Source organism: Pseudomonas sp. 22490, assembly GCF_052044465.1.
GTDB lineage: Bacteria > Pseudomonadota > Gammaproteobacteria > Pseudomonadales > Pseudomonadaceae > Pseudomonas > Pseudomonas aeruginosa.
This window is the reverse complement of the sequence record NZ_JBQENS010000001.1, coordinates 276,734-303,465: the sequence shown is the minus strand read 5'-3', so window position 1 is coordinate 303,465 and position 26,732 is coordinate 276,734. Positions and strand designations below refer to the sequence as shown.

The window sequence follows — 26,732 nt, the reverse complement described above, 5'->3', positions numbered from 1 at the left end:
CAAGCCTTTATCCGTTCCAACGAGCAGGGAGGGATGAGGAAAACCTTCATGCAACCGTCACGGAAAACGCCAATAAAAGGTCAGGACCCACACCACCCCGACATGCCCTACCATGGCGTTGTCTATCGCGGGAGGATCATGCGTCATGTATCACGGTGAAAGACTCAATGCCTGGACCCACCTGATCGGTGCGGTCGCCGCCTGTACCGGCGCCGTCTGGCTGACGGTCCAGGCGAGCCTCAACGGCAGTCCGTGGAAGATCGTCGGGGTCGGCGTCTACGGCGTCACCCTGACGCTGCTCTACAGCATCTCGACCGCCTACCACAGCGTGCGCGGGCGAGCGAAGGTGGTGATGCGCAAGCTCGACCACCTGTCCATCTACCTGCTGATCGCCGGCAGCTACACGCCTTTCTGCCTGGTCACGCTGCGCGGTCCCTGGGGCTGGACGCTGTTCGGCATCGTCTGGGGCCTGGCGGTACTCGGCATGCTCCAGGAGATCAAGCCACGCTCCGAGGCGCGAGTGCTGTCGGTGGTGATCTACGCGGTGATGGGCTGGATCGTGCTGATCGCGGTGAAACCGCTGCTCGCCGCCCTCGGCAGCGCCGGCTTCACCTGGCTGGCGGCCGGCGGCGTGCTCTATACCGTAGGGATCGTCTTCTATGCCTATGACCACCGCTTCCGCCACTGGCATGGCATCTGGCACCTGTTCGTGATCGCCGGCAGCCTCCTCCACTTCGTGGCGATCTGGCGCTACGTACTCTAGGCGCGGTCCGGCGCGAAGCAGCGGGAGCTGGTCGCGCCGGAGGCTCAGCCCTTCTTCGTCCGCGACAGCGCGATGCACGCCACCACGATCAGCACGCCGCCGGCGATGGTCAGCGCGTCCGGCACCTCGCTCCAGAACAGCCAGCCCCAGCCGGCGTTGAAGACGATGCCGATATAGCGGGTCACCGCAACGATGGTCGCGCTCTCGTGACTGAAGGCGCGGGTTAGGAACACCTGGCCGAGTAGCGATACGACCCCGATGGCCAGCAGCAGCCCCCACTCGCGCAGCGTCGCCGGCACCACGAAGTCGTTCCACATCAGCGGGATGGCCACCAGGGTGGCCACCGCCAGGAAGTAGAAGACGATCTCGTAGGTATGGTGCCGCGCGCTCAGTTGGCGGATCGCCACCGAGGCACCGGCGGCGAACACCGCACTGAGCAAGCCGACCACGGCGTATACCGAGTAGCTGGAATAGCTGAACGGCTTGACGATCATCAGCGCGCCGAGCACCACCACCAGCAACAGCCAATAGACCACCCGGGGAATCCGCTCGCCGAGGAACAGCGCGGAGAAGAGGATGACGAAGAACGGCGACATGTGCGCCAGGATGCTCGCGTCCGCCAGCGGGATATGGGCGATGGCGTAGAAATAGCAGACCAGGTACAGCGCCCCCATCACCCCGCGCACCAGCAGCATCGGCACGCCCTGGCGCGACAGGGCGACACCGGCCTGGCGCATCAGCAGATAGATCAGCAGGGTACCGATGGCGCTGCGGAAGAACACGATCTCGGCAGCCGGCAGGGTGGCGCTGGCTTCCTTGACCAGGGCGTTCATCACGCTGAAGGTGAAGGACGCCAGCACCGCCAGCAGCACCCCGCTCTTCAGCAGGTCGAGCACCATTGGCGATAGATGGCGTCCGCCTCCGGACGGCTGTCGATCGGATACAGGCTTGGATGGCACTGGCTCGCTCCTTGGCAATCGATGAATCGGGACACGGCGTTCTCGTAGCTCGCCAACAGGCTGCGCGCCTGCGGCATGGCCAGGTCGAAGTGGGCGGCCAGCGCGACGATCAGCGCCAGCTTGCGATAGTCCTCCAGCGGCACCCGCGGGAGCCGCCAGAGTCCGTCTTCGTCGCGACTGACGCGGCGGAACGGCACGGCGGAAAAGTCGAAGTGGCGACCCTGCTCGTCGGCCGGAGAGAACGGATCGACCAGCAACGCCGCGTAGCGCACGAACAGCAGGTATTCCTGGCGCTCGGCGCCGGCCTCGGCGAAGCCGTCGATGGCCGCGCGCGGCAGCATCGTCTCGTGCACCGGGTAGTTGTCGTCGTTGAGGAACCGCAGCAGGTTCAACGGCTCGGCGCCCATCCGCCGCAACAGTTCGCTCAGCTCGCACCACAGCCGCCGCATGGCGCCAATGGCCCCGGGGGTGATAGGTCCCTCCGGGTAGAGCTTGTACATGAAACCGGGCGGCCCCTGCTCGGAAAGTATCCGGGCGAGGGCGAACTCGCCGAGAAAGAACGGACTGTGCACGTAGGTGGTGACGTTGCGGCCCTCCGCCGCTTCCGGCGTCGCCAGGGGTACCACCTCCACCCCGCTGCCGGCCAGGACTCGCCGCCAGGTCTCCCGCGCCGGGCAGTCCGGCCGGCTGGAACCCAGGTAGACCCTGCGCTTGACCGCCTTGGTCAGGGCCCGCAGCGGTTGTGTCTCGTCGATCACCTTGGTCGCCGCGTAGTAGCTGGACAGGCTCAGCACGGTCGCCTGGCACCCCGCCGGCAGGGCGCTGCGCACCAGCAGGTTGGCGCCGATGAAGGCGGACACCAGCAGCAGCGTGCGCACCCCGCCGAGTTGCTCCCAGGGCAACCCGCGGACCACGTCCAGGTAGCTGTCGGCCGGCACGCAGAGCACCAGGGTCTGCCAATCGTCGCGAAGCTCAGCGGGGTCCTGGTGGAAGACGTCCAGCGCGGCGTTGCCGGACAGCCAGCGATGCTGCCCCTGCCCTTCCAGCTGCAGGCAGGCGCCGCGCGCCAGGGCCTCGGCGATCCGCTGGCTGCGCCGGCCGGGATGGTTCAGCGCGCCGAGGCGACCGGCACCGTGGCGGCGCAGGTCCAGCGCGACCTGGATCGCCACCGCGCCCAGACCGACCAGCAGGACGTTGCCCAGGCTCTCATCAGCGGCATTCATCGACCGGCCTTCTCCAGGATCAGGGTGTCGTACAGCGGCTGGCTGACCCGCTCCGAGCAAACCCGCCAGCCCTCCAGTTCGGCCGGTTCCACCGGGTAGTTGAACAGTCCCTTGATGCCGCTGCCGTGACGCAGCAGGACCTTGGCGTCGGCGCGCATGACCTGGCGGATCTGCGCCAGCACCGCGCTTTTCTGCTGCACCAGCGAAGCGATCAGGAAATGCGTGGCATCGCGGGAAAACGCCAGTTCCGCCGGCGGCAGCGAGGAAAACTGCATGCGCGCCTCCAGCCCCTGGCAGCGGGCGATCTCGCGGGCACAGCCCAGGGCCTCCTCGTCGATGTCCAGGCAGCACAAATGTGCGCCGACCTCCCGCGCCAGCACCAGGGCCGAGGTCGGCAGGGCACCGGAGCCGACGAACAGGACCCGTGCATCGGCATCTATCCCGGCGCTGTCGAGTTCGCCGCGGATGGATTCCAGCAGGCTACCCAGGTAGCGGCCCATCTCGCCGGGTTCATGCAGCACGCCCTGGCAAAGGTGCTTCTCCAGTTCGCAGAGGGCCTGCACCGCCGCGTCGCGCAGGCGCAGGCCGAGCGCCTGCAACGCAGGATCGTCCGAATCGGCCTGCCACTGCGCCCGGCTGCAATCCTCCCCGATCAGTCCGCTCAGACGGTCGAGCTTGCGCCTGAGGATCTCGTAGCAGCCGCAACACTCGCGGGCATAGACGGTGAGCAGGCGAATCTCGCATTCCAGTTCGCGGAGGGTTTCCAGCAGCGGTGTGCGTCCTTGCATGGCATGGCTTCCTGGCGGCGGTAGAGGGCTCAGTAGTTCAGGGTCAGGCTCATGGTCAGGTTGCGCGGCTCGCCGGGGGCGACCCAGACGTTGTTATAGGAACGCTCGTAGTAGCGACGATCGAAGAGGTTGTTGACGTTCACCCCGAGGGTGGCATTGCTCGCCAGCGGATAGCGCGCGAGCAGGTCGACGGTGGTGTAGGCCGGCAGTTCGAAGCCGCTGTCGCTGCTGTCGCCGGCGCGCTCGCCGACATAGTTGACCGCCGCGCCGGCATCGGCGCCGTGCAGCCAGCCTTCGCGGAACTCGTAGACGCCCATCAGGCTGCCGCTGTGCTTCGGCACGTTGAGCAGGCGGCTGCCGCGAGCGATGTTCTCATCCTTGGTCACTTCGGCGTCGATATAGGCGTAGGCGCCGATCAGCCGCAACTGCTCGGTGAGCTGGCCGCTGAACTGCAGGTCGAAGCCCTGGCTGCGCGCCTCGCCGGCGGTCTGCTGGTAACCGGGATTGCTCGGGTCGGCGGTGAGCACGTTCTTCTTTTTCAGGTGGAACGCGGCGAGGGTCATGCCCAGCCGGCCATCGAGCAGGTCGAGCTTCACCCCCGCCTCGTAGCCGCGCCCCTCCTCCGGGTCGAAGGCCTTGCCGGCCATGTCGGTACCGCCATTGGGCTTGAAGGATTTCGAGGCGTTGGCGAACAGGCCGACCTCCGGGGTCGCCTGGTACAGCACGCCGATGCGCGGGGTGGCGGCACGCTGGGTCTGCTGCGAGCTGGTGTCGCGGAAGCGGCCATTGTTCAGGCGCGTGGCGTTCATGTCCTGGCGGTAGCGGTCGAAGCGCACGCCGAGCAGGCCGCGCCATTTCTCGCTGAACTCGATCTGGTCCTGCAGGTTGAGGGCCATCGCGTCGACTTCCTCGTGGTTGCGGTCGTCGCGTCCGAAGGGTGGTTTCGGCTGGCCGTAGACCGGCCGGCGGATGTCGATGGCATAGGGGTTGCGCGACGGGATGCTACGCAGGATCAGTTCGTCGTTGTGGTAGCGCTCGTACTCGAGGCCCATCAGCAACTGGTGGCGGATCGAGCCGGTATGGAGGTCGCCGAGCAGGTCGAGCTGGGTGATGCTGTCGTGCCACTCGAAGTCGCGGTAGCGGTACTCCCGGCGCAGGCTGTAGCCGTCGGCGGCGAGGCTGGAGTTCTCCGAGGCGTAGCCGTCCAGGTGGCCATGCTTGTAGTGGCTGGCCAGGCGCAGGCTCCACTGCTCGTTGAAGTGATGGCGCAGGGTGGCCTGGAGGGTTTCGTTGTTGTTGTCGATCTTGCCGTCGTCCGGTTCGCCGAAGAACCGCGAGCGCGGCAGGCTGCCCAGGTGGTTGTGCGGCGCCACGGTGCCGCGGTCGAAGACCTGGCGGTTGCGCACCACCTCGGCTTCCACCAGCAACGAGGTGTCCGGGTCCAGTTGCCAGCTGAACGATGGCGCCACCAGCAGGCGCTGGCCGTCGGCGTAGTCGCGGAAGCCCTTGCTGTCCTCCACCGCCAGGTTCATCCGGTAGAGCAGGTCGCCCTCTTCGTCCAGCGGCGTGTTCAGGTCCAGGGTCGAGCGGTAGCGGTCCCAACTGCCGGCGCTGGCATGCAGGCGGGCGAAGCGCTCGGCCTGGGGCTTCTTGGTCACCAGGTTCACCGTGCCGCCGGGATCGCCGCGCCCGTACAGGCTGGAGGCCGGTCCCTTGAGGATTTCCACGCGCTCGATGGTGGCGCTGTCCGGGGCGTTCATATAGCCGCGGTTGGCGCTGAAGCCGTCGCGGTAGAACTCCGAAGTGGTGAAGCCACGGACGTTGTACTCGAACATCGTCAGGCCGCCGAAGTTGTTCTGCCGCGAGACCCCGCCGGCGAAGTCCAGCGCCCGTTCGATACGAGCGCTGTCAAGGTCGTCGAGCACCTGGCGCGGCACCACGCTGATGGCTTGCGGGATGTCCTCGATACGGGTGTCGGTGCGCGTCGCGCTGGCCGTCCGATTGGCCCGGTAGCCCTGCACCGGGCCCTCCGCGCGCTCCGCTTCGGCGGTGACAGTGAGGACCTCCAGCTCCGCGGGACTTTCCGTTTCCGCCCAGAGCGCCGGACTGCTGCAACCGAGGCCGACACCGAGGACAAGCGACACACTGACTCTCATGGGAAATCGCACCAGAAAAGAAATGATATACTATAACGCTACCAGTTCGATTCCGGCCTCGCAATACAATGCCCGGCTCTATCTCGCTTCTCGCCGCCAGGCTGTGATACTCATCCCTCTTTTCCGACGACCAGCCCAGCCATGCCCAACTCCGTCTCCAATTCCTCCCGCCTGCACAGCATCGACGCCCTGCGCGGCCTGGAGATGCTGTTCATGCTGCTCGACCATGTCCGCGAGACCTTTTTCCTGCACCGCCAGGTCGGCGACCCGATGGACGTCGCCAGCACCGAGCCGGCGCTGTTCCTCAGCCGCACCCTGGCGCACCTGTGCGCGCCGGTGTTCGTCTTCCTCACCGGCCTGTCGGCATTCCTCTACGGCGAGAAGCACCAGGGACGCCGGGCGGTCTCGGCGTTCCTGTTCAAGCGCGGGTTGTTCCTGGTGGCGCTGGAACTGACCCTGGTGAACTTCGCCTGGACCTTCCAGTTGCCGCCGACGGTGATCTACCTCCAGGTGATCTGGGCGATCGGCCTGAGCATGCTCGCCCTGGCCGCCCTGCTCTGGTTGCCGCGCCCTCTGCTCGCGGCGCTCGGCGTGCTGCTGGTGGCCGGCCACAACCTGCTCGATCCGCTGCATTTCGCTCCCGGCTCGGCCTGGCACCTGCCGTGGGCGGTGCTCCACGACCGCGGCTGGATCGAAGCGGGCGACGCCCTGCGCCTGCGCACCTCCTACCCCCTGCTGCCGTGGATCGGTGTGATCGCCCTGGGCTATGCCGCAGGCAACTGGTTCAGCGGCGCCACGCCGGCAACCACGCGCCGACGCTACCTCCTGGCGGGCGGTGGCGGGCTGCTGCTCGGCTTCATCCTGCTGCGCCTGCTCAACGGCTATGGCGAGAAACCCTGGGCCTTCGGCGAGACGCCGGCGATCACCCTGATGGGCTTCTTCAACGTCACCAAGTATCCGCCGTCGCTGCTGTTCCTCGCCCTCACCCTGGGAATCGGCCTGCTGCTCCTGGCCTGGTTCGAACGCCTGGACTGGAGCGGTCGCGGCAAGGCCCTGGTGGCGTTCGGCGGAGCGCCGATGTTCTTCTACCTGCTGCATCTCTACCTACTGAAGCTGCTGTACCTGCTGGCGCTGGCGATCTGGGGCGCCAACCGGGGCGACTACTTCGGTTTCTCCTCGGTGCCGGCGCTATGGCTGTGCAGCATCCTGCTGGCCGTGGCGCTGTACCCGGCGGTGCACTGGTTCGCCGGTTTCAAGGCGCGGCGGCGGGATATCGCCTGGTTGAAATACTTCTGAGGCGCGGAGCATCCAGGAGCCGCTGGAAACGTCCGGCCCTTCCCCCCCACGGGTAGGACGAATGATGCGAAGCGTTATCCGCCGGACACAGCAGGCAACCACGCCGACGTCCACCGCCGGCAGGGAAGTAGAAATGAAGGGTTGCGCGGAACTCCCAGACAACGGAAACGAAACGGCCGGCGGGCGCCTCGCGCCCGCCGGCCATTGCCTGGTTCGCTTCCCGTCGCCGACGGGCTAGCCAGTCAGGACAGGTACGCCGAGCGGGTCAGCCCCAGGCGCAGCGCATCCAGGTACTGGTTGCGCTCGCGGGCGGTGAGCTTGGCCCCGGCGACCTTGTCGCGGTAGAGGGTCATCAGTTCCTCCGGCGACAGGTGCACGTAGCGCAGCATGTCCTCGATGGTGTCGTGGGTCTCAATGCCGGCGTGATAGATGCCGCCGTCTGCGCGCTGGTAGACGTTCACCGAGTCGGTGTCGCCGAACAGGTTGTGCATGTCGCCGAGGATCTCCTGGTAGGCGCCGACCAGGAATACCCCGATCAGGTAGTCCTCGCCCTCCTTCACCTCGTGCACCGGCAGGCTGGTCTCGATGCTCTGCTCGTCGACGTACTGGGTGATCTTGCCGTCGGAGTCGCAGGTCAGGTCCTGCAGTACCGCGCGCCGATCCGGCTCCTCGCCCAGGCGGTGCAGCGGCAGGATCGGCAGCACCTGGCCGATGGCCCAGGTATCCGGCAGGCTCTGGAACACCGAGAAGTTGCAGATGTACTTGTCGGCGAGCTTGTCGTTGAGTTCGTCGAGGACCTGCCGGTGGGAGCGCTGGCGGGCCTTGAGCTGGTTGTGCAGGCGCCGGCAGATAGCGAAGTAGCACTGCTCGGCGAGGGCTTTCTGCGCCAGGCTGATCTTGCCGTCGGCATACTGCGCGGCGGCGTCGCCGATGTAGTGGGTGGCGCGCCAGTAGGTCTCGGTGACCATCTCGGCATCGGTCGGGCCGAGCAGTTCGGCCAGCCAGCGAACGATCTCCGGCTGCTCGTCGAGATCGACGATCTTCGGCACGTCGTCGTTGTGCCGCTCGACGTCGGTGACCTGGGTGATCAGCACCGCATGGTGCGCGGTCAGCGCCCGGCCGCTCTCCGAGAAGATGTGCGGATGCGGCAGGCCCTGGGCGTCGCAGAACTCCTTGAGCATGCCGACCACCACGCCGGCATAGTCATCGATGTCGTAGTTGATCGAGCTGGCGTTGCGCGAATGGGTGCCGTCGTAGTCGACGCCGAGGCCGCCGCCAACGTCGATGTGATCCACCGGCAGGCCGAGCGCGCGCAGCTCGCCGTAGTAGCGGATGGCTTCCTTGAAGCCGTGCTGGTAGTCGGCCAGGTTGGCGATCTGCGAGCCCATGTGGAAATGCAGCAGGCGCACGCCCTGGTCGAGACCGGCCTGGCGGAAGCGCTCGACCACCGACAGGAGCTGGGCGGCGGAAAGGCCGAACTTGGCCTTCTCGCCACCGGTGTCTGCCCACTTCGACGAAGCCAGCGAGGACAGCCGCACGCGCAGGCCGACCTGGGGCTGCACGCCGACGTTGGCGGCCTCCTCGATCACCAGCTGCACCTCGGATTCCTTCTCGATCACGATGAACACGTTGTGCCCGAGCTTCTGCCCCATCAGCGCCAGCTTGATGAACTCGCGGTCCTTGTAGCCGTTGCAGACGATGGTGCCGCCCTTCGGGGCCAGCGCCAGCACCGCCATGAGTTCCGGCTTGGAGCCTGCCTCCAGGCCGATGGAGACGTTCTCGGTGGCGATGATGTTCTCCACCACCGCTTCCTGCTGGTTGACCTTGATCGGATACAGCGCGGTATAGCGGTTCTGGTATTCGAGGCGCTCGATGTTCGCGTCGAAGGCGCCGGTGAGCTTGCGCACGCGGTCCTGCAGGATATCCGGGAAGCGCACCAGCAGCGGCAGGCTCAGGCCCGCCTCGCGCAGTTGGCCGACCAGCTCGTAGAGATCGATGGGCGTCGAGTCGGCACCCTGCGGACGCACTTCGACATTGCCGCCATCGTTGATGGCGAAATAACCCGCACCCCAGTGGCGGATGCCGTATACGCCGCGGCTGTCGGCCACGGTCCAGTTGCTGCCATCGTCTTTGCGAGTCCGTCGAGCGGCCATGCGCGGTGATCTCCTCAATGTTCGGGGTCGGGCGGGCGCCGGGATCTCCGGATGGCCCTGGGCCGGCACGCCTGTGGTGGAGGCTAGCCGGAGGATGTGACGTTGCCGTGTTGACCGCCACACTGGGCGGTAGTTTAGGAAAGCCGAGGAAATCCGCTCATGCGGGTATCCGCAGTCTCCCATCTAGGGAAAGGGCTGGCGCGGCCTCGCGGTGCCGGACCTGCCCGCTCTCTGCAGGGGAGAACGCGGTCAGCCGCCGGACTTCTTCGCCTTGAAACCGCGCTTGAGGAGTTCGTCGATCAGCAGTTCGACATGCTCGCCCTGGATCTCCACCACGCCGTCCTTGAGACTGCCGCCGGTGCCGCAGCGCCGCTTCAGCGCGCTGGCCAGCTCCTTGAGCGCATCGCCGGCGAGCGGCAGGCCACTGATGGTGGTCACCGTCTTGCCGCCGCGGCCCTTGGTCTCGCGGCGCACGCGCGCGATCCCGTCGCCGACAGGCGCTACGGCCTGCCCGCAGATGCAGGCGTCTTTGGGTTGCTGGCAGTCCGGGCAATGCCGGCCGCCATCCGTGGAATACACCAGCCCGCCGAGGGCGGACAGGGACGAAGCTTTTTTGACCACCGGGCGTTTCCCCCAGAATGGCCTCGACGGGCCAGGTCAACAACGATGGCCGGCGGGAGCCGACCGCGACGCCCCACTCAGGCAGGGGCTGCGCAGGGGCGGCATGGGGACCGCCCGAAAAGGTCGCGCAATTTAGCAGCATTGCGAGCAAATGCTAAGAGCGAAAATGCGCCATTGATCGGTGAAATGGCGACATCCGCGGCTCAGGCGTCCAGGTACAGGCGCAACGCCTGCAGGGAATCGGGGCAGTATGGCAAGCTGCGAGCCTCCTCCAGCGCCAGTTCGGGACGGATGAAGCGGGCCTCGGAGATTTCCTCCGCCTGCAGGCGCAAGGGCGCATCGGAGACGGCGGAAAACACCGCGCACCAGAGCCGGTTGCCCGGTTCGTCGAAGAAGAAGCGACCATGTTCGCGCAGGACCGCGTCGCGGATTCCCAGCTCTTCCTCCAGTTCGCGGGCGGCGGAGTCGGCGTAGGGCTCGCCGGCCTGGACCATGCCGCCGGCGGCGAGGTCCCAGTACCCGGGATAGACCGCCTTGCTCAGGGTCCGGCGCTGCACGCACAGCTCGCCGGCGGAGTTGAACAGCAGGATGAAGGTGCCGCGACCGATCAGCCCGCGCTCGCGCAGCTCCGCGCGCGGCAGGCTACCGAGCGGGCGGTCCTGCTCGTCGACCCAGGCGATGAGTTCGGCGTCGGAGGCGGCCCGGTGGGCCACCTCTTCGGCGCTGATCGGCGCGGCCATGGGTCAGCCCTGGGAAAGCAGCTGGCGCAGGTCGATCACCGCGGCGTTGGCGCGGGAAATGTAGTTGGCCATCACCAGCGAGTGGTTGGCCAGGATGCCGTAGCCGCTGCCGTTCAGCACCATCGGGCTCCACAACGGCTCCTGCGCGGCCTCCAGTTCGCGGATGATCTGCCGCACGCTGACCGTGGCGTTCTTCTTCGCCAGCACGTCGGCGAAGTCGACCTCGATGGCGCGCAGCAGGTGCGACAGCGCCCAGGCCTGGCCCCGGGCCTCGTAGAAGACGTTGTCGATCTGCAGCCAGGGGGTTTCCTGGACCACTTCCTCGACCTTGGGCGCCTCGCCCGGCTGTACCTCTTCGGGGTTCTTGATGTTGGTGTTCAGCTTGACCCGGCCGACGCTCGCCGACAGGCGCTGGGACAGCGAGCCCAGGCGGGTGGCGACGTCGCCCAGCCAGTTGTTCAGGTTGTCGGCGCGGGCATAGAACTGCGCGTTGGGCTGGTTCGGGTCGGACAGACGGGCCAGGTAGCGATCCAGCGACTTGATGCCTTCCTGGTACTCCGACTCGGACGCCGGCAGCGCCCAGCTCTTGTTGTCGAAGTTGAAACGCGGCTCGGCGCGAGCCAGGTCGGCGTCCTCGGTGGACTGCGACTGCGAACGGGCGAAATCCTTGCGCAGCGCCCGGCTGATGTCGCGCACCTGGACCAGCACGCCATACTCCCAGCTGGGCATGTTGTCCATCCAGATGCCCGGCGGGAAGATGTCGTTGGAGATGTAGCCGCCCGGCTTGGTCAGCAGGGTATCGACTACTTCCTTGAGGGTCTCCACCGTGGTGTAGCCGGTGACCATCTGCCGCCCGGCGCGCTCGGCGGCGGCCTGGGCGTCCTGCTGCACGGGGAACAGGTCGGGTTCCTGGCTCCAGTACCAGCCGACCAGCATCGCCACCAGCAGGTAGATGCCCAGCAGGCCTCCCACCACGCGCACCAGCCAGGGGCCGCCGAAGTAGGTACGCACATCATCCACGGAATTGTCCACGCGATCGCGCATGGTCCCACGACGCTTCTTCCAGTCCAGCATGGCAAGGGTCCTTAAAACAGCTCGATAGATGGGGGATTGGACCATGGCGAACGCGTTCCGTGCCAAGCGCCAACCCTTCCAGGACGCCGAAAACCTCGGCATCGTCGGCTTTCAGCGTAGTGGAAGCCGGTTTTGTGCCGGAATGCTCAGTGAGAATTTTCCGAAACAGGCATAAGCATGCCGTAGTCCGTCGCACAAAGGCACCCACCAACAGGTGGGGATGACATTTGGAAAAGAAAAGGCTCCTCTCGTCAGCCGCCCAACGGCCGCTGGCTTTCATGGCGATAGGTGATAGCATAGAGCCATCATTCGCGGCGACGCTCTGCCGCGAAGACCACGAAAGAAGCGCGTCATGATGACCGAGCACGATGACCCGACCCTGGACCGCCTGAAGCACCACTTCGCCCAGCGAGTGGTCAACCAGGCGCGCCAGGTTCTGGAGGTCTGGCAACGCCTGACCCGCGCGGAGTGGAACAGCGACGGCATGGAAGAACTGGCCGACGCCACCCTGCGCCTGCAGCGCTACGCCGAACGCTTCGAGCAAGCCGAGCATGCCCAGCTGGCCGGTGCCATCGACCGTACCCTGGACGTCGTCGAGGCCAACCGCGGCCGGCTTTCCAGCGAGTCGATCAGCGAACTCAACCAGTTGATGCAGCGCCTGTCGCGCACCGGCCTGCGGCATGGCGACCAGCTCGAGCACACCGTCCTGCCGCCGTTGCGCAAACCGGTCTACCTGGCACTGAAGGACCGCGAACGCGCCGAGCGCCTGGCCCAGCAACTGGAATTCTTCGGTCTGCAGGCGCTGAGCTGCGAGACCGCCGACGCCTTCCGCGCCAGCATGCGCGAACGCTACCCGGCGGCGATCGTCATGGAAGTCGATTTCGCCGGCCCCGACATGGGCCTGCGACTGGCCAGCGAGGCCCAGGCCGGCCTCGAACACAAGCTGCCGGTGCTGTTCTTCAGCGACAGCGAGACCGACACACCGACCCGCCTGGCCGCGGCCCGTGCCGGCGGCCAGGAATTCTTCACCGGCACCCTGGACGCCTCCAGCGTGCTGGAAAAGATCGAGACCCTCAGCCGCCTGAGCTTCTACGAGCCCTACCGGGTACTGATCGTCGACGACTCCCGGGCCCAGGCGCTGCACACCGAGATGGTCCTCAACAGCGCCGGGATCATCACCCGCGCACTCACCGAGCCACTGTCGGTGATGGCCGAGCTGAGCGACTTCCAGCCCGACCTGATCATCCTCGACATGTACATGCCCGAGTGCCTGGGCACCGAATTGGCCAAGGTGATCCGCCAGCACGAGCGCCACGTCAGCGTGCCGATCATCTACCTGTCCGCCGAGGACGACCTGGACAAGCAGCTGGACGCCATGAGCGAAGGCGGCGACGACTTCCTCACCAAGCCGATCCGCCCGCGCCACCTGATCGCCACCGTGCGCACCCGCGCCAGCCGCGCGCGCAGCCTGAAGGCGCGGATGGTGCGCGACAGCCTGACCGGCCTGTACAACCACACCCATACCCTGCAACTGCTCGAGGACGCCCGTCTGCGCGCACGTCGCGATGGCCGTCCGCTGAGCTTCGCGATGCTCGACATCGACCACTTCAAGCAGGTCAACGACCGTTTCGGCCACCCCATGGGCGACCGGGTGATCAAGGGCCTGGCGCTGTTCCTCAAGCAACGCCTGCGCAAGACCGACCACATCGGCCGCTATGGCGGCGAAGAGTTCGCCGTGGTCCTTCCGGACACCGACCTGGACGCCGCGCGCCTGGTGCTCGACGAGATTCGCCAGCGCTTCGCCGAGATCCACTACCCGGCGCAACCGACCGACCTGCGCTGCACCTTCAGTTGCGGCATCGCCGAGCTGACCCCGGACCTCGATATCAAGAGCATGGCCAAGCAGGCCGACGAAGCGCTGTACCGGGCCAAGCACGGCGGGCGCAACCGGATCGAGGTATATCGTCCCGACGCTCGATAATGGCCTTTTGTCATCAGCCGGTAACCGAACGGAAATAACCTGCGGTCTCGCCGTTCCGTAGTCGGACGAGACTCGCCATGCGCCTCAAGCAACTCACCAACCTCAACACCCTGCTCCTGCTCACCGTCTGCCTCGCCCTGGGAATCACCCTGTGGTGGTCGCAACGCGCCATGGAGCGGCCCTTCCAGTTGCTCGACCAGTACCTGGAGCTGTCGCAGCGCTTCGACGAACAGGTCGCGCGCAACATCCGCCAGTACCTCGGCAGCGGCGACGCCGTGCGCCAGCAGGCCGCGCTGCAAGCCCTGGAAAGCCTCGCCGAGGCCTTGCCGGAGCTACCGCCGGACCTCGCCCGGACCCTCGCGCCAAGCCTCGCGGAGTTGCGCGAATTCAGCGCCGGCGACCTGCTCGCCGCCGGCAAGCTCGCCGGCGACCCGCAGGGCCTGCTGCTACAGGCCGAGCGCGACCTCACCGGCAACCTGGAACAATGGTCCGCCTACCTGGACGCCGCGGCGGGGCAGCCCCAGGCCGGCGTCTACCGCACCCCGCTGCTGCTCGCCAGCCTGCACCTGACCCGCCTCAGCCTGGCCCGCGCCAAGCTGGTGGAAAGCGCCAACCCGGCCCTGGCCGGCGACGTCGAGCGCGAATTGGCCAACCTGCGCGAGCAGGCCGGGCGGATCGAGGCCTTGCCGCTGCTCGGCGTGCTCGACGAGCAACGCTCGGCCAGCGACGACTTCGCCGCCATGATGGGGCTGGCCGGCGACGCCGAGGCTGGCGCCGGCAATGCCGAAGACCGCGGCGTGGCGCTGCGGCGCGAACTCGCCAGCCTGCTGCAACGCTATCCGGACGAGTTGCGCCGCACCCGCGACCTGATCGAGCGTCGCCAGCAACTGTCCGCCGACACCGGCGCCAGACTGGACGCGGTGCGCCAGGCCCTGGCTACCCTGGAACCGCAGGTGCGCGGCGAACGCCAGCGCCTGCAAGGCCAGGTACGCCTGATCCAGGGTGGGATGATCGCCCTGATCCTGCTCATCGCCCTCGCCATCGACAGCCTGCAAAGACGCCTGGCGCGGGTCCTCGGGCAACTGGTGCCGGCGCTCTCGGCCTGGGCCGACGGCGACTTCTCGCGCCCCATATCCCTGCGTACCCGCACCGAGGACCTGCGCAACCTGGAAGATTCGCTGAACCGCCTGCGCAGCTTCCTCGCCGAGCTGGTCGGCGCGATCCACCGCCGCGCCGAACAGGTCGCCGGCAGCAGCCAGACCCTGGCCGAGGTCAGCAGCGGCCTGCACGCCGGGGTCGAGCGCCAGGCCGGCGATACCGGGCAGATCCGCGACGCCCTCGGCGACATGGAAGCGGCGATCCAGCAGGTCGCCGGAGACGCCAGCCAGACCGCCGACGCCAGTCGCAGCGCAGGCCAGGCAGTGGAGCATGGCCAGCGGGTGATCGGCGAGAGCCTGGGCGGCCTGCGCGAGCTGGTCGACGAGGTGCAAGGCAACGCCCAGTCGATCGAGCGCCTGGCCGAGGAGTCGGCGACCATCGGCAGCGTGCTGACGGTGATCCGCTCGATCGCCGAACAGACCAACCTGCTCGCCCTCAATGCCGCCATCGAGGCCGCCCGCGCCGGCGACCAGGGCCGCGGCTTCGCCGTGGTCGCCGAGGAAGTCCGCTCGCTGGCCCAGCGCACCGCCGGCGCCACCGAGGAGATCCAGCAGCTCATCGGCCGCCTGCAACAGGCCGCGCGGCAATCGGTGGAGGCCATGCGCAGCCAGGTCGAGCATGCCGAACGCACCGCCGAACAGGCCGGCGCGGCGGAAGGCGCGCTGGACGAAGTGGTCGCCGCGATCCATACCATCGGCGTGATGGCCGAACGCATCGCCGAAGGCTCGACCCAGCAGAGCCAGGCGGTCGGCGAGATTCGCTCGCACAGCGAACGCATCCACGCCCTGGGCGGGGAAAACCTGCGGCTGATCGGCCATAGCCGCGAACAGGGCGAGCAACTGCGGCAACTGGGCGGCGACCTGCGCACCACGGTGCAGGCCTTCCGCCTGTGACCCTGCGGCGACGTGCCGCAAGGCGCCAGAGGAACCGTCTGGCTTCGGACCGGTCGGATACCGCTCAGCGGAACCGGGGCAGGACCTGATCAGCCGCACGGGGCTCGATCGGGCCCGGCTTTCCGCTATCATTCCGGCTTTTGATCCGACGAGATATCCATGCGCCGCCTGCTGACCCTGATCCTCCTGCTGGTCGCCCTGCCCGCCGGCGCGGGCCTGTTCGACAGCCGTCCCGGCGCCTCCCTCGGCGGCGGCCTCGATGGCGGCGGCTTCCTCAAGGTCGACCAGGCGTTCAAGCCCAGCGTCGAGCGCAGCGACGCGCAGCACGTGCTGCTGCGCTTCGTCAACGCCGAGGGCTACTACCTCTACCGCCACCGCTTCCAGTTCAAGGTCGAGCCAGCCCAGGTCAGCCTCGGCCAGGTGCAGCTGCCGGCTGGCAAGCAGCACCACGATGAGTACTTCGGCGATACCGAGGTCTACTACAACATCGTCGACCTGAAGATTCCCCTGAACAACCCGGCCCGGCAGCCCTATACCCTGGTGGTGACGTACCAGGGCTGCGCCGACAAGGGCCTCTGCTACCCCCCGGAAACCAGGCGCTTCGACATCGACGGCGGTGCCGCGACGCCAGCCGCGAGCGACGCGGCCGGCAAGGGCCCGCTCGAGCACAAGGGCAAGCGCAGCCTGCTGTTCTTCTTCCTCGCCGGCCTGACCCTGACCTTCACCCCCTGCGTGCTGCCGATGCTGCCGATCCTCTCCGGAGTGGTCCTGCGCGGCCGGCCGGGCGGTGGTCGCGGCTTCGTCCTGTCGCTCGCCTACGTGCTGCCGATGGCGCTCTGCTTCGCCCTGCTCGGCGCGCTGATGGGCATGTTCGGCGCCAGCCTCAATCTCCAGGCGCAATTGCAGTCGCCCTGGGTACTGGTGCCATTCGCGGCGTTCTTCGCGCTGTTCGCCGTGGCCATGTTCGGCTTCTTCGAGCTGCGCCTGCCCGGCTTCATCCGCGAACCGCTCGACCGTCTGGCCGGCGATGCGCGCGGCGGCTCGATCCTCGGCGCGGCCACCCTCGGCGTGCTTTCCAGCCTGCTGGTCTCGCCCTGCGTCTCCGCCCCGCTGGCCGCCTCGCTGCTCTATATCAGCGCCAGCGGCGATGCCTGGGGGGGCGGCCTGCAACTGTTCGCCCTCGGCCTGGGCATGGGTACGCCGCTGGTGGTGTTCGGCGCCGGCGGCGGCGCCCTGCTGCCCAAGAGCGGAGCCTGGATGAATGGCGTGCGCAACGCCTTCGGCGTGCTGTTGCTGGCGGTCGCCGTGTGGCTGCTGGAGCGGGTGGTGTCCGGCCCGGTGGCGCTGATGCTCTGGGGCATGCTCGCCGGCGGCGCCGGCCTGGCCCTGGGCGCCCTCGAATTCACCCCGAAGAGCGCCGCACGCCGCCTGCTGCAACTGCTTGGCCTGATGTTCCTGACCTACGCGGTGGCCGCCTGGATCGGCGCCCTGCAGGGCGAGTCGGACCCGATCCATCCGCTGGGCCGCTCGGTGCCGTCGATCCACGCCGGGCCACCGAGCACGCCCGGCGAATGGCAGAACCTGACCACCCCGGCGCAGCTGGACGCCGCCCTGGCCGAGGCACGTCTGGCCGGCAAGCCGGTGCTGCTGGACTGGTATGCGGACTGGTGCATCAGTTGCAAGGTCATCGAGCGCCAGGTCCTCACCGATCCCACGGTGCAGGCACGACTGCCGGCCTACCGCCTGCTGCGCTTCGACATCACCGATAGCAACCCGGCCCAGCGCGGCCTGCTGGACCGCTACAACCTGTTCGGTCCGCCGGCGATCCTGTTCTTCGCCCCGGGCGGTGACGAATGGAGCGACTTGCGCGTCATCGGAGAGATCGACGCCGCCGGGCTCGCCGAACGACTGCGCCGGGCCGCTACCCGGCAGTGACATGCGCTGACATACTTCTGCCGCAATTGCCGGTCAACATGCGGCGATCTACTGCAATCTAACAGTGACTGGACAGTCATACGGAAATTCCGGCATAGTGCCCGCTTGCCGTTTGCAGCCTGTACAGGACAATCAACAAGACAATGGCGACCCTCCTCGTATTGCACGGGCCGAATCTGAACCTGCTGGGCACCCGCGAGCCCGGCACCTACGGTTCGACCACCCTCGGGCAGATCAACCAGGACCTCGAGCGCCGCGCCCGCGAAGCCGGCCACCACCTGCTGCATCTGCAAAGCAACGCCGAATACGAACTGATCGACCGGATCCATGCCGCGCGCGACGAAGGCGTGGACTTCATCATCATCAATCCGGCGGCATTCACCCATACCAGCGTCGCGTTACGTGACGCGCTGCTTGCGGTGAGCATCCCATTCATCGAAGTGCACCTGTCGAACGTGCACAAACGTGAACCTTTCCGGCATCACTCCTACTTCTCCGACGTGGCGGTAGGGGTGATCTGCGGTCTCGGCGCCACAGGCTACCGCCTGGCCCTGGAATCCGCCCTTGAACAACTTCAACGCCCCTGACCTCACTGGGAGTGCTAGCGCTAATGGACATTCGTAAAGTCAAGAAACTGATCGAGCTGCTGGAAGAGTCCGGTATCGACGAGCTGGAAATCCGCGAAGGCGAAGAGTCGGTACGCATCAGCCGCCACAGCAAGACCGCCGCCCAGCCGGTGTACGCACAGGCTCCGGCCTTCGCCGCTCCGGTCGCCGCGCCGGCGCCGGCAGCCGCCGCTCCGGCCGCCGCTGCCGCGGAAAGCGCCCCGGCCGCTCCGAAGCTGAACGGCAACGTGGTTCGCTCGCCGATGGTCGGCACCTTCTACCGCGCCGCCTCGCCGACCTCGGCCAACTTCGTCGAAGTCGGCCAGAGCGTGAAGAAAGGCGACATCCTGTGCATCGTCGAAGCCATGAAGATGATGAACCACATCGAAGCCGAAGTTAGCGGCACCATCGAGTCGATCCTGGTGGAGAACGGCCAGCCGGTTGAGTTCGACCAGCCGCTGTTCACCATCGTCTAAGCCGCGGGGAACCTGCGATGTTGGAAAAAGTGCTGATCGCCAACCGCGGCGAAATCGCCTTGCGCATCCTTCGCGCATGCAAGGAGCTGGGGATCAAGACGGTGGCGGTACACTCCACCGCCGACCGCGAGTTGATGCACCTGTCGCTCGCCGACGAATCGGTGTGCATCGGTCCGGCCCCGGCCACCCAGTCGTACCTGCAGATCCCGGCGATCATCGCCGCGGCCGAGGTCACCGGCGCCACCGCGATCCACCCCGGCTACGGCTTCCTCGCCGAGAACGCCGACTTCGCCGAGCAGATCGAACGCTCCGGCTTCACCTTCGTCGGCCCGACCGCCGAGGTGATCCGCCTGATGGGCGACAAGGTCTCGGCCAAGGACGCCATGAAGCGCGCCGGCGTCCCCACCGTGCCGGGCTCCGACGGCCCGCTGCCGGAAGATGAAGAAACCGCCCTGGCGATCGCCCGCGAGGTCGGCTACCCGGTGATCATCAAGGCCGCCGGCGGCGGCGGTGGTCGCGGCATGCGCGTGGTCTACGACGAATCCGAGCTGATCAAGTCGGCCAAGCTGACCCGCACCGAGGCCGGCGCGGCGTTCGGCAACCCGATGGTCTACCTGGAGAAGTTCCTGACCAACCCGCGCCACGTGGAAGTCCAGGTGCTTTCCGACGGCCAGGGCAACGCCATCCACCTCGGCGACCGCGACTGCTCCCTGCAGCGCCGCCACCAGAAGGTGATCGAAGAGGCGCCGGCCCCCGGCATCGACGAGAAGGCTCGCCAGGAAGTCTTCGCCCGCTGCGTCCAGGCCTGCATCGAGATCGGCTACCGCGGCGCCGGCACCTTCGAGTTCCTCTACGAGAACGGCCGCTTCTACTTCATCGAGATGAACACTCGCGTGCAGGTGGAGCACCCGGTATCTGAGATGGTCACCGGTGTCGACATCGTCAAGGAGATGCTGCGCATCGCCTCCGGCGAGAAGCTCTCGATCCGCCAGGAGGACGTGGTCATCCGCGGCCATGCGCTGGAATGCCGGATCAACGCCGAAGACCCGAAGACCTTCATGCCCAGCCCGGGCAAGGTCAAGCACTTCCACGCCCCCGGCGGCAACGGCGTGCGCGTCGACTCGCACCTCTACAGCGGCTACAGCGTGCCGCCGAACTACGACTCGCTGGTCGGCAAGGTCATCACCTACGGTGCCGACCGCGACGAGGCGCTGGCGCGGATGCGCAATGCCCTGGACGAGTTGATCGTCGACGGTATCAAGACCAATACCGAACTGCACAAGGACCTGGTGCGCGACGCCGCCTTCTGCAAGGGCGGGGTGAACATCCATTACCTGGAGAAGAAACTGGGTATGGACAAGCACTGATCCGTCAGTCGCTGCGCACAAGGGCTGCCTCCGGGCGGCCCTTGTCGTTTCCGCCTGCCGGCCGCCCCAACGGTGCTATCCTCGTCGCCCCTCCACCACCGGACTCCTGCATGGAACGCATCCGCCGCTGGTACCGCCAATCGCTGGCCGCCGCGACCGAGGCCGCGACCTGCTTCGCCCTGGGTTTCAGGGAAAGCCTGCAACCCGCCGCACTCTTCCGCTCCGCGAGCCTGTGCATTCTCGTCAGCGTGCTGTGCACCTGGCTGTTCGTGCATTTCTTCGAACCGATCATCCGCCTCTGCGGCTGGGCCGCGCTGTACACGGCATTCAGCGTGGCCAACTTCGCCCTGATCCCCAGCGGCTCGCTGATCGAGGCCGGCAGCGGTGGCCCGTACTTCGATCCGCTGGCGGCCTTCAACGGCCTGGCGGGACTGGCGCAACTGGCGTTCTATTTCGTCGGCTATGCCGCGCTGTTCTTCGTCGCCCTGTACGCCGCCAGCATCGTCTTCGGCATCCGCCTGGGCCTGCGCATCGGCCTGCTCGGACAACTGAAGGAACAGGTCCGCCAACGCTACCCGCGACTGGCACCTGCCTCCGGCGAAAGGATCTCGCTGTGGCGTGCCGCCGGCTTCCGCCTGGCACCCTGGCTGGGCGTTTCCGGATCGATCCTGGTCGGCCTGCTGGTTCCGCTCTACAACGGTGTACTCCTGCTGCTGGCGCTGGCCTACCTGAACATCCGCTTCCTGCTGCCCGCCACGCTGGCCGGGCTGGCCGATGCCGGCGAGCAGCTCGCCGTGCTTCGTGCTCGCCGCGGCAGCCTGTTGCTGTTCGGCCTGCTGATACTGCTCCTGGCGCTGGTGCCGCTGCTCAACCTGCTGCTGCCGGCGGTGCTCGGCGGCGGTACCTGCCACCTGGCCAATCGCGGCCTGGCGCAACTGCGCGGCGAGGCCACGGCAGAGAGTGGCAGCGCCGGCTAGCCTCAAGTAAGCTTGCGCGGTGGAAAACGGGTCGCCCCTGGGCGGCCCGTTTCGTTTACAGCCGCAACAGAGGTCGCCCCATGCCCTGGTTACAAGTTCGCCTGGCCATCACCCCGGAACAGGCCGAAACCTACGAAGACGCCCTGCTCGAAGTCGGCGCCGTCTCCGTGACCTTCATGGACGCCGAAGACCAGCCGATCTTCGAGCCGGACCTCGGCACCACCCCGCTGTGGTCGCGCACCCACCTGCTGGCGCTGTTCGAAGCGGACACCGATGAGACCGCCCTGCTCGCCCACCTCGCCTTGCTTACCGGCGGCGACCTGCCCGAGCACCATGTCGAGGAAATCGCCGACCAGGATTGGGAACGCAGCTGGATGGACAACTTCCAGCCGATGCGTTTCGGCCGCCGCCTGTGGATCGTGCCGAGCTGGCACGCCGCCCCCGAGCCGGACGCGGTCAACCTGCTGCTCGATCCGGGCCTGGCCTTCGGCACCGGCACCCACCCGACCACCGCGCTGTGCCTGGAATGGCTCGACGGCCAGGAACTGGCCGGCCGGCAGGTGCTCGACTTCGGCTGCGGCTCGGGAATCCTCGCCATCGCCGCGCTGCTGCTCGGCGCCGAACGGGCGGACGGCACCGACATCGATCCACAGGCCCTGGAAGCCTCGCGCGACAATGCCTCGCGCAACGGTATCGAGCCCGCGCGGTTCCCGGTCTACCTGCCGGCGGACCTGCCGCAGCGACAGGCCGACGTGCTGGTCGCCAATATCCTCGCCGGCCCGCTGGTTTCCCTCGCCCCGCAACTGACCGACCTGGTACGTCCCGGCGGCCTGCTGGCGTTGTCCGGCATCCTCGCCGAGCAGGCCGCGGAGGTCCGCGAGGCCTACTCCGCACACTTCGATCTCGACCCGACCGCCGAGCGCGAAGGCTGGATCCGCATCAGCGGCCGCCGCCGCGCCGATTGATGGCGCGCCGCCAGCCACCACTGATCCCGCCCCACTGCCTTCGTGCAAGAAGCTTGGGGTAGACTAGCCGCCGGATTTTCCCTACGGATCGCCGCATGAGCGAAAGCGTCATCACCCAATGTCCCCATTGCAGCACCAGTTTCCGCGTCAACGACGCGCAACTGGGCGCCGCCAATGGCGCGGTCCGCTGCGGCACCTGCCTGAAAGTCTTCAACGCCCTGCAACACCAGGTCGGTGGCGCGCCGCGCGCGAACGCTCCTTCGGCAGCCGAAGCGAAGCCGGCCGCCGCTCCGCCACCCGCGCCAAGCGTCGCGGCCGCCACCTCGGCCGCGCCCCCGGCAGCGCGCCCGCGCGACGAAACCCTGTGGATCCATGACGACCTCGACCTGGACAGCCTCAACCTCGACGAGGAACTGGCCAAGCTCGACGAATTCGAGCTGAACCAGGAGTTCTCCAGCATCGAGAAGGCCCCGCGACCGGCGGAGAGCCTGCTGGCGCGCCGCGACGACGAACGCGATCCACACGACGAACGCTGGGCCGAGGCGCTGATCGCCGATGCCGAACCGGCCCAGCCGGCGCGCGGCAACCCGCGCCAGGAACCGAGCCTCGGCGAACCGCTGGCGGAAGAGCGGGTATCCTTCGTGCCGCTGCGCCGCGCCGAGGATCCGCCGGAACTTCGCCTCAGCCTCGATGACGACGATGACGACGAGCCCAGCCTCGGCAAGCGCCGCCACGGCCTGAGCGCCCTGGATGAAGACGACGAGGAAAGCGCCGAGGAACAGTCCGTCGCGCCCCTGGGCAGCGCCCGCAAACCGGACGAGGCGCCGGTCGAGAGTCTCGACCAGTTGCGCGACGAGCCACTGCAACTGGCCTGGGAGAAGCCCCGGCGCCAATGGCCGCGGCGTCTCGGCTGGCTGCTGCTGATCCTGCTGGCGCTGGGCGGTCTCGCCGCTCAGTACATCGCCTACCATTTCGACGAACTGGCGCGCCAGGACGCCTATCGCCCCTGGTTCGCCCAGCTCTGCCCGGAAATCGGCTGCACCCTTCCCTCCAAGGTCGACGTGGAGCAGATCAGGAGCAGCAACCTGGTGGTCCGCAGCCATCCCGAATTCAGCGGCGCGCTGGTGGTCGACGCGATCATCTACAATCGCGCCAGCTTCTCGCAGCCGTTCCCGCTGCTGGAACTGCGCTTCGCCGACCTCAACGGCCACCTCATCGCCAATCGCCGCTTCAAGCCCGGCGAGTACCTCGGCGGCGAGCTGGCCGGACGAACGGAAATGCCACCGCAGGTACCGATCCACGTGTCGCTGGACATCCTCGACCCGGGTCCGAAAGCGGTGAACTACAGCCTGAGCTTCCATTCCCCGGAGTGACCGGAAAGACCTCGCCGGTCGCCGCCGGGCCGCTACGCCCACCCGCTCGCGCGGAGCGCCAGGCGCAAGTGCCGCTCGTCTTCCAACTGTAAGAACTAAGGAATCGGCTGTTCAGAATTTATCCAAAACAGCCTTTATCCGGTCATCCAGAGCGGGTATCATGCCCTCCCTTTTTTCGCAGCACCGCAAGACAGGGAAGCCCCATGTCGGTGGTACGCATCGGCCCATATACACTGCCCAACAGACTGATCCTCGCGCCGATGGCCGGGGTGACCGATCGTCCGTTCCGTCAGCTTTGCCGTCGCCTTGGCGCCGGGATGGTGGTATCGGAGATGGTGACCAGCGACGTCCGCCTGTGGAACAGCCGCAAGTCGCGCCTGCGCCTGATCCACGATGGCGAGGACGAGCCGCGCTCGGTGCAGATCGCCGGCGGCGATCCGGCCATGCTGGCCGAGGCCGCGCAGCGCAATGTGGAACTCGGTGCGCAGATCATCGACATCAACATGGGCTGCCCGGCGAAGAAGGTATGCAACAAGGCAGCGGGGTCCGCCCTGCTGCGGGACGAGGCGCTGGTCGCCGAGATCCTCGATGCCGTGGTCAGGGCGGTCGACGTACCGGTCACCCTGAAGATCCGGACCGGCTGGGACCGGGACAACCGTAACGGCGTCACCGTCGCGAAGCTCGCCGAACAGGCGGGGATCCAGGCTCTTGCGGTGCATGGCCGGACCCGCGCCGACCTGTACACCGGGGAGGCGGAGTACGAGACCATCGCGGCGATCAAGCAGGCCGTGTCGATACCGGTGTTCGCCAATGGCGACATCGATTCGCCGGAAAAGGCCAGGAAAGTCATCGAGCAGACCGGGGTGGATGCCCTGCTGATCGGTCGGGCCGCCCAGGGAAGACCGTGGATTTTCCGCGAGATCGACCATTACCTGCGGACCGGCGAGCACCTGCCGGCGGCGCCGCTTCCCGAAGTGCAGAGCATCCTGCTCGAACACCTCGCGGAGCTGCACCTTTTTTATGGGGAAGAAATGGGTGTGCGGATCGCCCGCAAGCATGTGGGGTGGTATCTCGCGACTCTGCCGGGCGCAAGGGAATTCCGCGCCCAGTTCAATCGTTTGCAGGACACGGATGCGCAGTGCGCCAGCGTCAGGCAGTTCTTCGCCGAGCGCCAGAACAACGGAACAGGGGTGGCCGCATGACAACGATGACGACCGAGACTTTAGTGAGTGGAACAACGCCCGTGAGCGACAACGCCAACCTGAAACAGCACCTCACCACGCCGACGCAAGAAGGGCAGACCCTGCGCGACAGCGTGGAGAAGGCATTGCACAACTACTTCGCCCACCTCGAAGGGCAGCCGGTCACGGACGTTTACAACATGGTGCTCTGCGAAGTCGAAGCGCCGCTGCTGGAAACCGTCATGAACCACGTCAAGGGGAACCAGACCAAGGCCTCCGAGCTACTCGGCCTGAACCGCGGGACCCTGCGCAAGAAACTCAAGCAATACGATCTTCTTTAAGAGCGGCGGCGGGCTCCGGCCAAGGGCGCGCGTCCCGGCCGGCACCCGCGGCCGGAAGCCAGCCCTCAGGACCCTTGCAATGACCGACCAAACCACCCGCCTGCCCATCCGCCGCGCGCTGATCAGCGTTTCCGACAAGACCGGCGTCGTCGACTTCGCCCGTGAGCTGGTCGCCCTCGGCGTGGAAATCCTTTCCACCGGCGGCACCTACAAGCTGCTCCGGGACAACGGCATCTCTGCCGTGGAAGTGGCCGACTACACCGGCTTCCCGGAAATGATGGACGGTCGGGTGAAGACCCTGCACCCGAAGGTGCATGGCGGTATCCTCGGTCGCCGCGACCTGGACGGCGCGGTCATGGAGCAGCACGGCATCAAGCCGATCGACCTGGTGGCGGTCAACCTGTATCCCTTCGAGGCCACGGTGGCCAGGCCCGACTGCGACCTGCCTACCGCCATCGAGAACATCGATATCGGCGGGCCGACCATGGTCCGTTCGGCGGCGAAGAACCACAAGGATGTCGCCATCGTGGTCAATGCCGGCGACTACGCCGCCGTGATCGAATCCCTCAAGGCCGGCGGCCTGACCTACGCCCAGCGTTTCGACCTGGCCCTCAAGGCGTTCGAGCACACCTCCGCCTACGACGGCATGATCGCCAACTACCTGGGTACCATCGACCAGACCCGCGATACCCTAGGCACCGCCGACCGCGGCGCCTTCCCGCGCACCTTCAACAGTCAGTTCGTCAAGGCCCAGGAAATGCGCTACGGCGAGAACCCGCACCAGAGCGCGGCGTTCTACGTCGAGGCGAAGAAGGGCGAGGCCAGCGTCTCCACCGCCATCCAGTTGCAGGGCAAGGAACTGTCGTTCAACAACGTCGCCGACACCGACGCCGCCCTGGAATGCGTGAAGAGCTTCCTCAAGCCGGCCTGCGTGATCGTCAAGCATGCCAACCCCTGCGGCGTCGCCGTGGTGCCGGAAGACGAAGGCGGCATCCGCAAGGCCTACGACCTGGCCTACGCCACCGATAGCGAATCGGCGTTCGGCGGCATCATCGCCTTCAACCGCGAGCTGGACGGCGAAACCGCCAAGGCCATCGTCGAGCGCCAGTTCGTCGAGGTGATCATCGCGCCGAAGATTTCCGCCGCCGCCCGCGAGGTGGTCGCCGCCAAGGCCAACGTACGCCTGCTCGAATGCGGCGAATGGCCAGCCGAGCGCGCCCCGGGCTGGGACTTCAAGCGGGTCAACGGCGGCCTGCTGGTACAGAGCCGCGACATCGGCATGATCAAGGCCGAGGACCTGAAGATCGTCACTCGCCGCGCGCCCACCGAGCAGGAGATCCACGACCTGATCTTCGCCTGGAAGGTGGCCAAGTTCGTCAAGTCCAACGCCATCGTCTACGCCAGGAACCGCCAGACCGTCGGCGTCGGCGCCGGCCAGATGAGCCGGGTCAACTCCGCACGGATCGCCGCGATCAAGGCCGAGCACGCTGGCCTGGAAGTGAAAGGCGCGGTGATGGCTTCCGACGCCTTCTTCCCGTTCCGCGACGGCATCGACAACGCGGCCAAGGCCGGCATCACCGCGGTGATCCAGCCGGGCGGCTCGATGCGCGACAACGAAGTGATCGCGGCGGCCGACGAGGCGGATATCGCGATGGTGTTCACTGGCATGCGCCATTTCCGCCATTGAGTATCACGGCGGCTGAGCGC

At 67.1% G+C, this 26,732-nt stretch carries 22 protein-coding genes; 14 read left to right on the top strand and 8 right to left on the bottom strand.

Going from position 1 to position 26,732, the window contains the following annotated elements:
* The first annotated feature begins 145 nt into the window (after positions 1–145).
* The gene (trhA, locus tag ACTJJX_RS01295) at positions 146–763 is read left to right on the top strand and encodes a PAQR family membrane homeostasis protein TrhA (RefSeq protein WP_003095352.1); all 618 of its coding nucleotides are present in this window, start codon (positions 146–148) and stop codon (positions 761–763) included.
* 44 nt (positions 764–807) lie between these two features.
* Here the strand turns inward: trhA and cntI are convergent, their stop codons facing one another.
* From cntI to cntO, 4 genes are read right to left on the bottom strand one after another with little or no spacing between them, the layout of a single operon-like run.
* Positions 808–1,662, bottom strand: a complete 855-nt coding sequence (cntI, locus tag ACTJJX_RS01290; protein WP_016852176.1) for a pseudopaline transport inner membrane protein CntI — start codon at positions 1,660–1,662, stop codon at positions 808–810.
* Positions 1,644–2,945, bottom strand: a complete 1,302-nt coding sequence (gene cntM / locus ACTJJX_RS01285; protein WP_016852177.1) for a pseudopaline biosynthesis dehydrogenase CntM — start codon at positions 2,943–2,945, stop codon at positions 1,644–1,646. Before cntM ends, cntI begins: the two co-directional genes overlap by 19 nt.
* Positions 2,942–3,733, bottom strand: coding sequence for a pseudopaline biosynthesis protein CntL (gene cntL, locus ACTJJX_RS01280; RefSeq protein ID WP_016852178.1), 792 nt, complete (start codon positions 3,731–3,733; stop codon positions 2,942–2,944). Before cntL ends, cntM begins: the two co-directional genes overlap by 4 nt.
* Before the next feature lie 29 nt (positions 3,734–3,762).
* Positions 3,763–5,889 (bottom strand): pseudopaline transport outer membrane protein CntO, encoded by a 2,127-nt coding sequence (gene cntO, locus ACTJJX_RS01275; protein ID WP_004347776.1) that lies wholly within the window; start codon positions 5,887–5,889, stop codon positions 3,763–3,765.
* A 141-nt stretch (positions 5,890–6,030) separates the two neighbouring features.
* On the opposite strand from cntO, the gene ACTJJX_RS01270 reads away from it, so the two are divergent.
* Positions 6,031–7,185: a DUF1624 domain-containing protein gene (locus tag ACTJJX_RS01270; RefSeq protein ID WP_320535453.1), complete on the top strand. Its 1,155-nt coding sequence runs from the start codon at positions 6,031–6,033 to the stop codon at positions 7,183–7,185.
* Between the two features lie 242 nt (positions 7,186–7,427).
* Here ACTJJX_RS01270 and speA read toward each other — a convergent pair whose 3' ends face one another.
* From speA to ACTJJX_RS01250, 4 genes are all read right to left on the bottom strand, one after another.
* Positions 7,428–9,338 (bottom strand): arginine decarboxylase, encoded by a 1,911-nt coding sequence (gene speA, locus ACTJJX_RS01265; protein ID WP_003121112.1) that lies wholly within the window; start codon positions 9,336–9,338, stop codon positions 7,428–7,430.
* 249 nt (positions 9,339–9,587) lie between these two features.
* Positions 9,588–9,959, bottom strand: a complete 372-nt coding sequence (locus ACTJJX_RS01260) for a translation initiation factor Sui1 (RefSeq protein ID WP_003106225.1) — start codon at positions 9,957–9,959, stop codon at positions 9,588–9,590.
* Positions 9,960–10,162: 203 nt separating this feature from the next.
* Positions 10,163–10,699: an NUDIX hydrolase gene (locus ACTJJX_RS01255; RefSeq protein WP_003095369.1), complete on the bottom strand. Its 537-nt coding sequence runs from the start codon at positions 10,697–10,699 to the stop codon at positions 10,163–10,165.
* Positions 10,700–10,702: 3 nt separating this feature from the next.
* Complete coding sequence (locus ACTJJX_RS01250; protein ID WP_003106226.1) at positions 10,703–11,773, bottom strand: DUF2333 family protein; 1,071 nt, start codon at positions 11,771–11,773, stop codon at positions 10,703–10,705.
* A 352-nt stretch (positions 11,774–12,125) separates the two neighbouring features.
* Between ACTJJX_RS01250 and gcbA the strand changes: the two genes are divergently transcribed.
* From gcbA to purH, 12 genes are all read left to right on the top strand, one after another.
* Positions 12,126–13,754 carry a diguanylate cyclase GcbA gene (gcbA, locus tag ACTJJX_RS01245; protein WP_016852179.1) on the top strand — a complete coding sequence of 543 codons (1,629 nt, stop codon included), beginning with the start codon at positions 12,126–12,128 and terminating at the stop codon, positions 13,752–13,754.
* 77 nt (positions 13,755–13,831) lie between these two features.
* Entirely contained in the window at positions 13,832–15,805 is a 1,974-nt protein-coding gene (gene ctpL, locus ACTJJX_RS01240) for a methyl-accepting chemotaxis protein CtpL (RefSeq protein ID WP_003106229.1), read from the top strand.
* 159 nt (positions 15,806–15,964) lie between these two features.
* Positions 15,965–17,740 carry a protein-disulfide reductase DsbD gene (gene dsbD, locus ACTJJX_RS01235; protein WP_016852180.1) on the top strand — a complete coding sequence of 592 codons (1,776 nt, stop codon included), beginning with the start codon at positions 15,965–15,967 and terminating at the stop codon, positions 17,738–17,740.
* A gap of 143 nt (positions 17,741–17,883) precedes the next feature.
* Positions 17,884–18,327, top strand: coding sequence for a type II 3-dehydroquinate dehydratase (aroQ, locus tag ACTJJX_RS01230; protein WP_003095385.1), 444 nt, complete (start codon positions 17,884–17,886; stop codon positions 18,325–18,327).
* Between the two features lie 23 nt (positions 18,328–18,350).
* On the top strand, positions 18,351–18,821 hold the full coding sequence (gene accB / locus ACTJJX_RS01225; protein WP_003110495.1) for an acetyl-CoA carboxylase biotin carboxyl carrier protein: 471 nt from the start codon (positions 18,351–18,353) through the stop codon (positions 18,819–18,821).
* Between the two features lie 17 nt (positions 18,822–18,838).
* Positions 18,839–20,188, top strand: a complete 1,350-nt coding sequence (accC, locus tag ACTJJX_RS01220) for an acetyl-CoA carboxylase biotin carboxylase subunit (protein WP_003095391.1) — start codon at positions 18,839–18,841, stop codon at positions 20,186–20,188.
* A gap of 110 nt (positions 20,189–20,298) precedes the next feature.
* Complete coding sequence (locus ACTJJX_RS01215) at positions 20,299–21,165, top strand: EI24 domain-containing protein (RefSeq protein ID WP_003112326.1); 867 nt, start codon at positions 20,299–20,301, stop codon at positions 21,163–21,165.
* Between the two features lie 80 nt (positions 21,166–21,245).
* Positions 21,246–22,130 (top strand): 50S ribosomal protein L11 methyltransferase, encoded by an 885-nt coding sequence (gene prmA / locus ACTJJX_RS01210; protein WP_016852181.1) that lies wholly within the window; start codon positions 21,246–21,248, stop codon positions 22,128–22,130.
* Positions 22,131–22,225: 95 nt separating this feature from the next.
* Positions 22,226–23,503, top strand: coding sequence for a DUF3426 domain-containing protein (locus ACTJJX_RS01205; RefSeq protein ID WP_003161322.1), 1,278 nt, complete (start codon positions 22,226–22,228; stop codon positions 23,501–23,503).
* A gap of 203 nt (positions 23,504–23,706) precedes the next feature.
* Positions 23,707–24,705: a tRNA dihydrouridine synthase DusB gene (gene dusB / locus ACTJJX_RS01200; protein ID WP_003095402.1), complete on the top strand. Its 999-nt coding sequence runs from the start codon at positions 23,707–23,709 to the stop codon at positions 24,703–24,705.
* Positions 24,702–25,025: a DNA-binding transcriptional regulator Fis gene (gene fis, locus ACTJJX_RS01195; RefSeq protein WP_003121116.1), complete on the top strand. Its 324-nt coding sequence runs from the start codon at positions 24,702–24,704 to the stop codon at positions 25,023–25,025. Before dusB ends, fis begins: the two co-directional genes overlap by 4 nt.
* A 79-nt stretch (positions 25,026–25,104) precedes the next feature.
* Complete coding sequence (purH, locus tag ACTJJX_RS01190; protein WP_003105151.1) at positions 25,105–26,712, top strand: bifunctional phosphoribosylaminoimidazolecarboxamide formyltransferase/IMP cyclohydrolase; 1,608 nt, start codon at positions 25,105–25,107, stop codon at positions 26,710–26,712.
* Positions 26,713–26,732 lie beyond the last annotated feature (20 nt).

What these genes read in the sequence shown, in the direction of transcription:
- ACTJJX_RS01205 (WP_003161322.1), top strand. Translation starts at nt 22,226, where the DNA reads ATGAGCGAAAGCGTCATCACCCAATGTCCCCATTGCAGCACCAGTTTC.
- speA (WP_003121112.1), bottom strand. Translation starts at nt 9,338, where the DNA reads ATGGCCGCTCGACGGACTCGCAAAGACGATGGCAGCAACTGGACCGTG.
- ACTJJX_RS01215 (WP_003112326.1), top strand. Translation starts at nt 20,299, where the DNA reads ATGGAACGCATCCGCCGCTGGTACCGCCAATCGCTGGCCGCCGCGACC.
- cntO (WP_004347776.1), bottom strand. Translation starts at nt 5,889, where the DNA reads ATGAGAGTCAGTGTGTCGCTTGTCCTCGGTGTCGGCCTCGGTTGCAGC.
- ACTJJX_RS01250 (WP_003106226.1), bottom strand. Translation starts at nt 11,773, where the DNA reads ATGCTGGACTGGAAGAAGCGTCGTGGGACCATGCGCGATCGCGTGGAC.
- cntM (WP_016852177.1), bottom strand. Translation starts at nt 2,945, where the DNA reads ATGAATGCCGCTGATGAGAGCCTGGGCAACGTCCTGCTGGTCGGTCTG.
- fis (WP_003121116.1), top strand. Translation starts at nt 24,702, where the DNA reads ATGACAACGATGACGACCGAGACTTTAGTGAGTGGAACAACGCCCGTG.
- gcbA (WP_016852179.1), top strand. Translation starts at nt 12,126, where the DNA reads ATGATGACCGAGCACGATGACCCGACCCTGGACCGCCTGAAGCACCAC.
- ctpL (WP_003106229.1), top strand. Translation starts at nt 13,832, where the DNA reads ATGCGCCTCAAGCAACTCACCAACCTCAACACCCTGCTCCTGCTCACC.
- purH (WP_003105151.1), top strand. Translation starts at nt 25,105, where the DNA reads ATGACCGACCAAACCACCCGCCTGCCCATCCGCCGCGCGCTGATCAGC.
- ACTJJX_RS01270 (WP_320535453.1), top strand. Translation starts at nt 6,031, where the DNA reads ATGCCCAACTCCGTCTCCAATTCCTCCCGCCTGCACAGCATCGACGCC.
- dusB (WP_003095402.1), top strand. Translation starts at nt 23,707, where the DNA reads ATGTCGGTGGTACGCATCGGCCCATATACACTGCCCAACAGACTGATC.
- dsbD (WP_016852180.1), top strand. Translation starts at nt 15,965, where the DNA reads ATGCGCCGCCTGCTGACCCTGATCCTCCTGCTGGTCGCCCTGCCCGCC.
- aroQ (WP_003095385.1), top strand. Translation starts at nt 17,884, where the DNA reads ATGGCGACCCTCCTCGTATTGCACGGGCCGAATCTGAACCTGCTGGGC.
- trhA (WP_003095352.1), top strand. Translation starts at nt 146, where the DNA reads ATGTATCACGGTGAAAGACTCAATGCCTGGACCCACCTGATCGGTGCG.
- accB (WP_003110495.1), top strand. Translation starts at nt 18,351, where the DNA reads ATGGACATTCGTAAAGTCAAGAAACTGATCGAGCTGCTGGAAGAGTCC.
- ACTJJX_RS01255 (WP_003095369.1), bottom strand. Translation starts at nt 10,699, where the DNA reads ATGGCCGCGCCGATCAGCGCCGAAGAGGTGGCCCACCGGGCCGCCTCC.
- cntI (WP_016852176.1), bottom strand. Translation starts at nt 1,662, where the DNA reads ATGGTGCTCGACCTGCTGAAGAGCGGGGTGCTGCTGGCGGTGCTGGCG.
- prmA (WP_016852181.1), top strand. Translation starts at nt 21,246, where the DNA reads ATGCCCTGGTTACAAGTTCGCCTGGCCATCACCCCGGAACAGGCCGAA.
- cntL (WP_016852178.1), bottom strand. Translation starts at nt 3,733, where the DNA reads ATGCAAGGACGCACACCGCTGCTGGAAACCCTCCGCGAACTGGAATGC.
- accC (WP_003095391.1), top strand. Translation starts at nt 18,839, where the DNA reads ATGTTGGAAAAAGTGCTGATCGCCAACCGCGGCGAAATCGCCTTGCGC.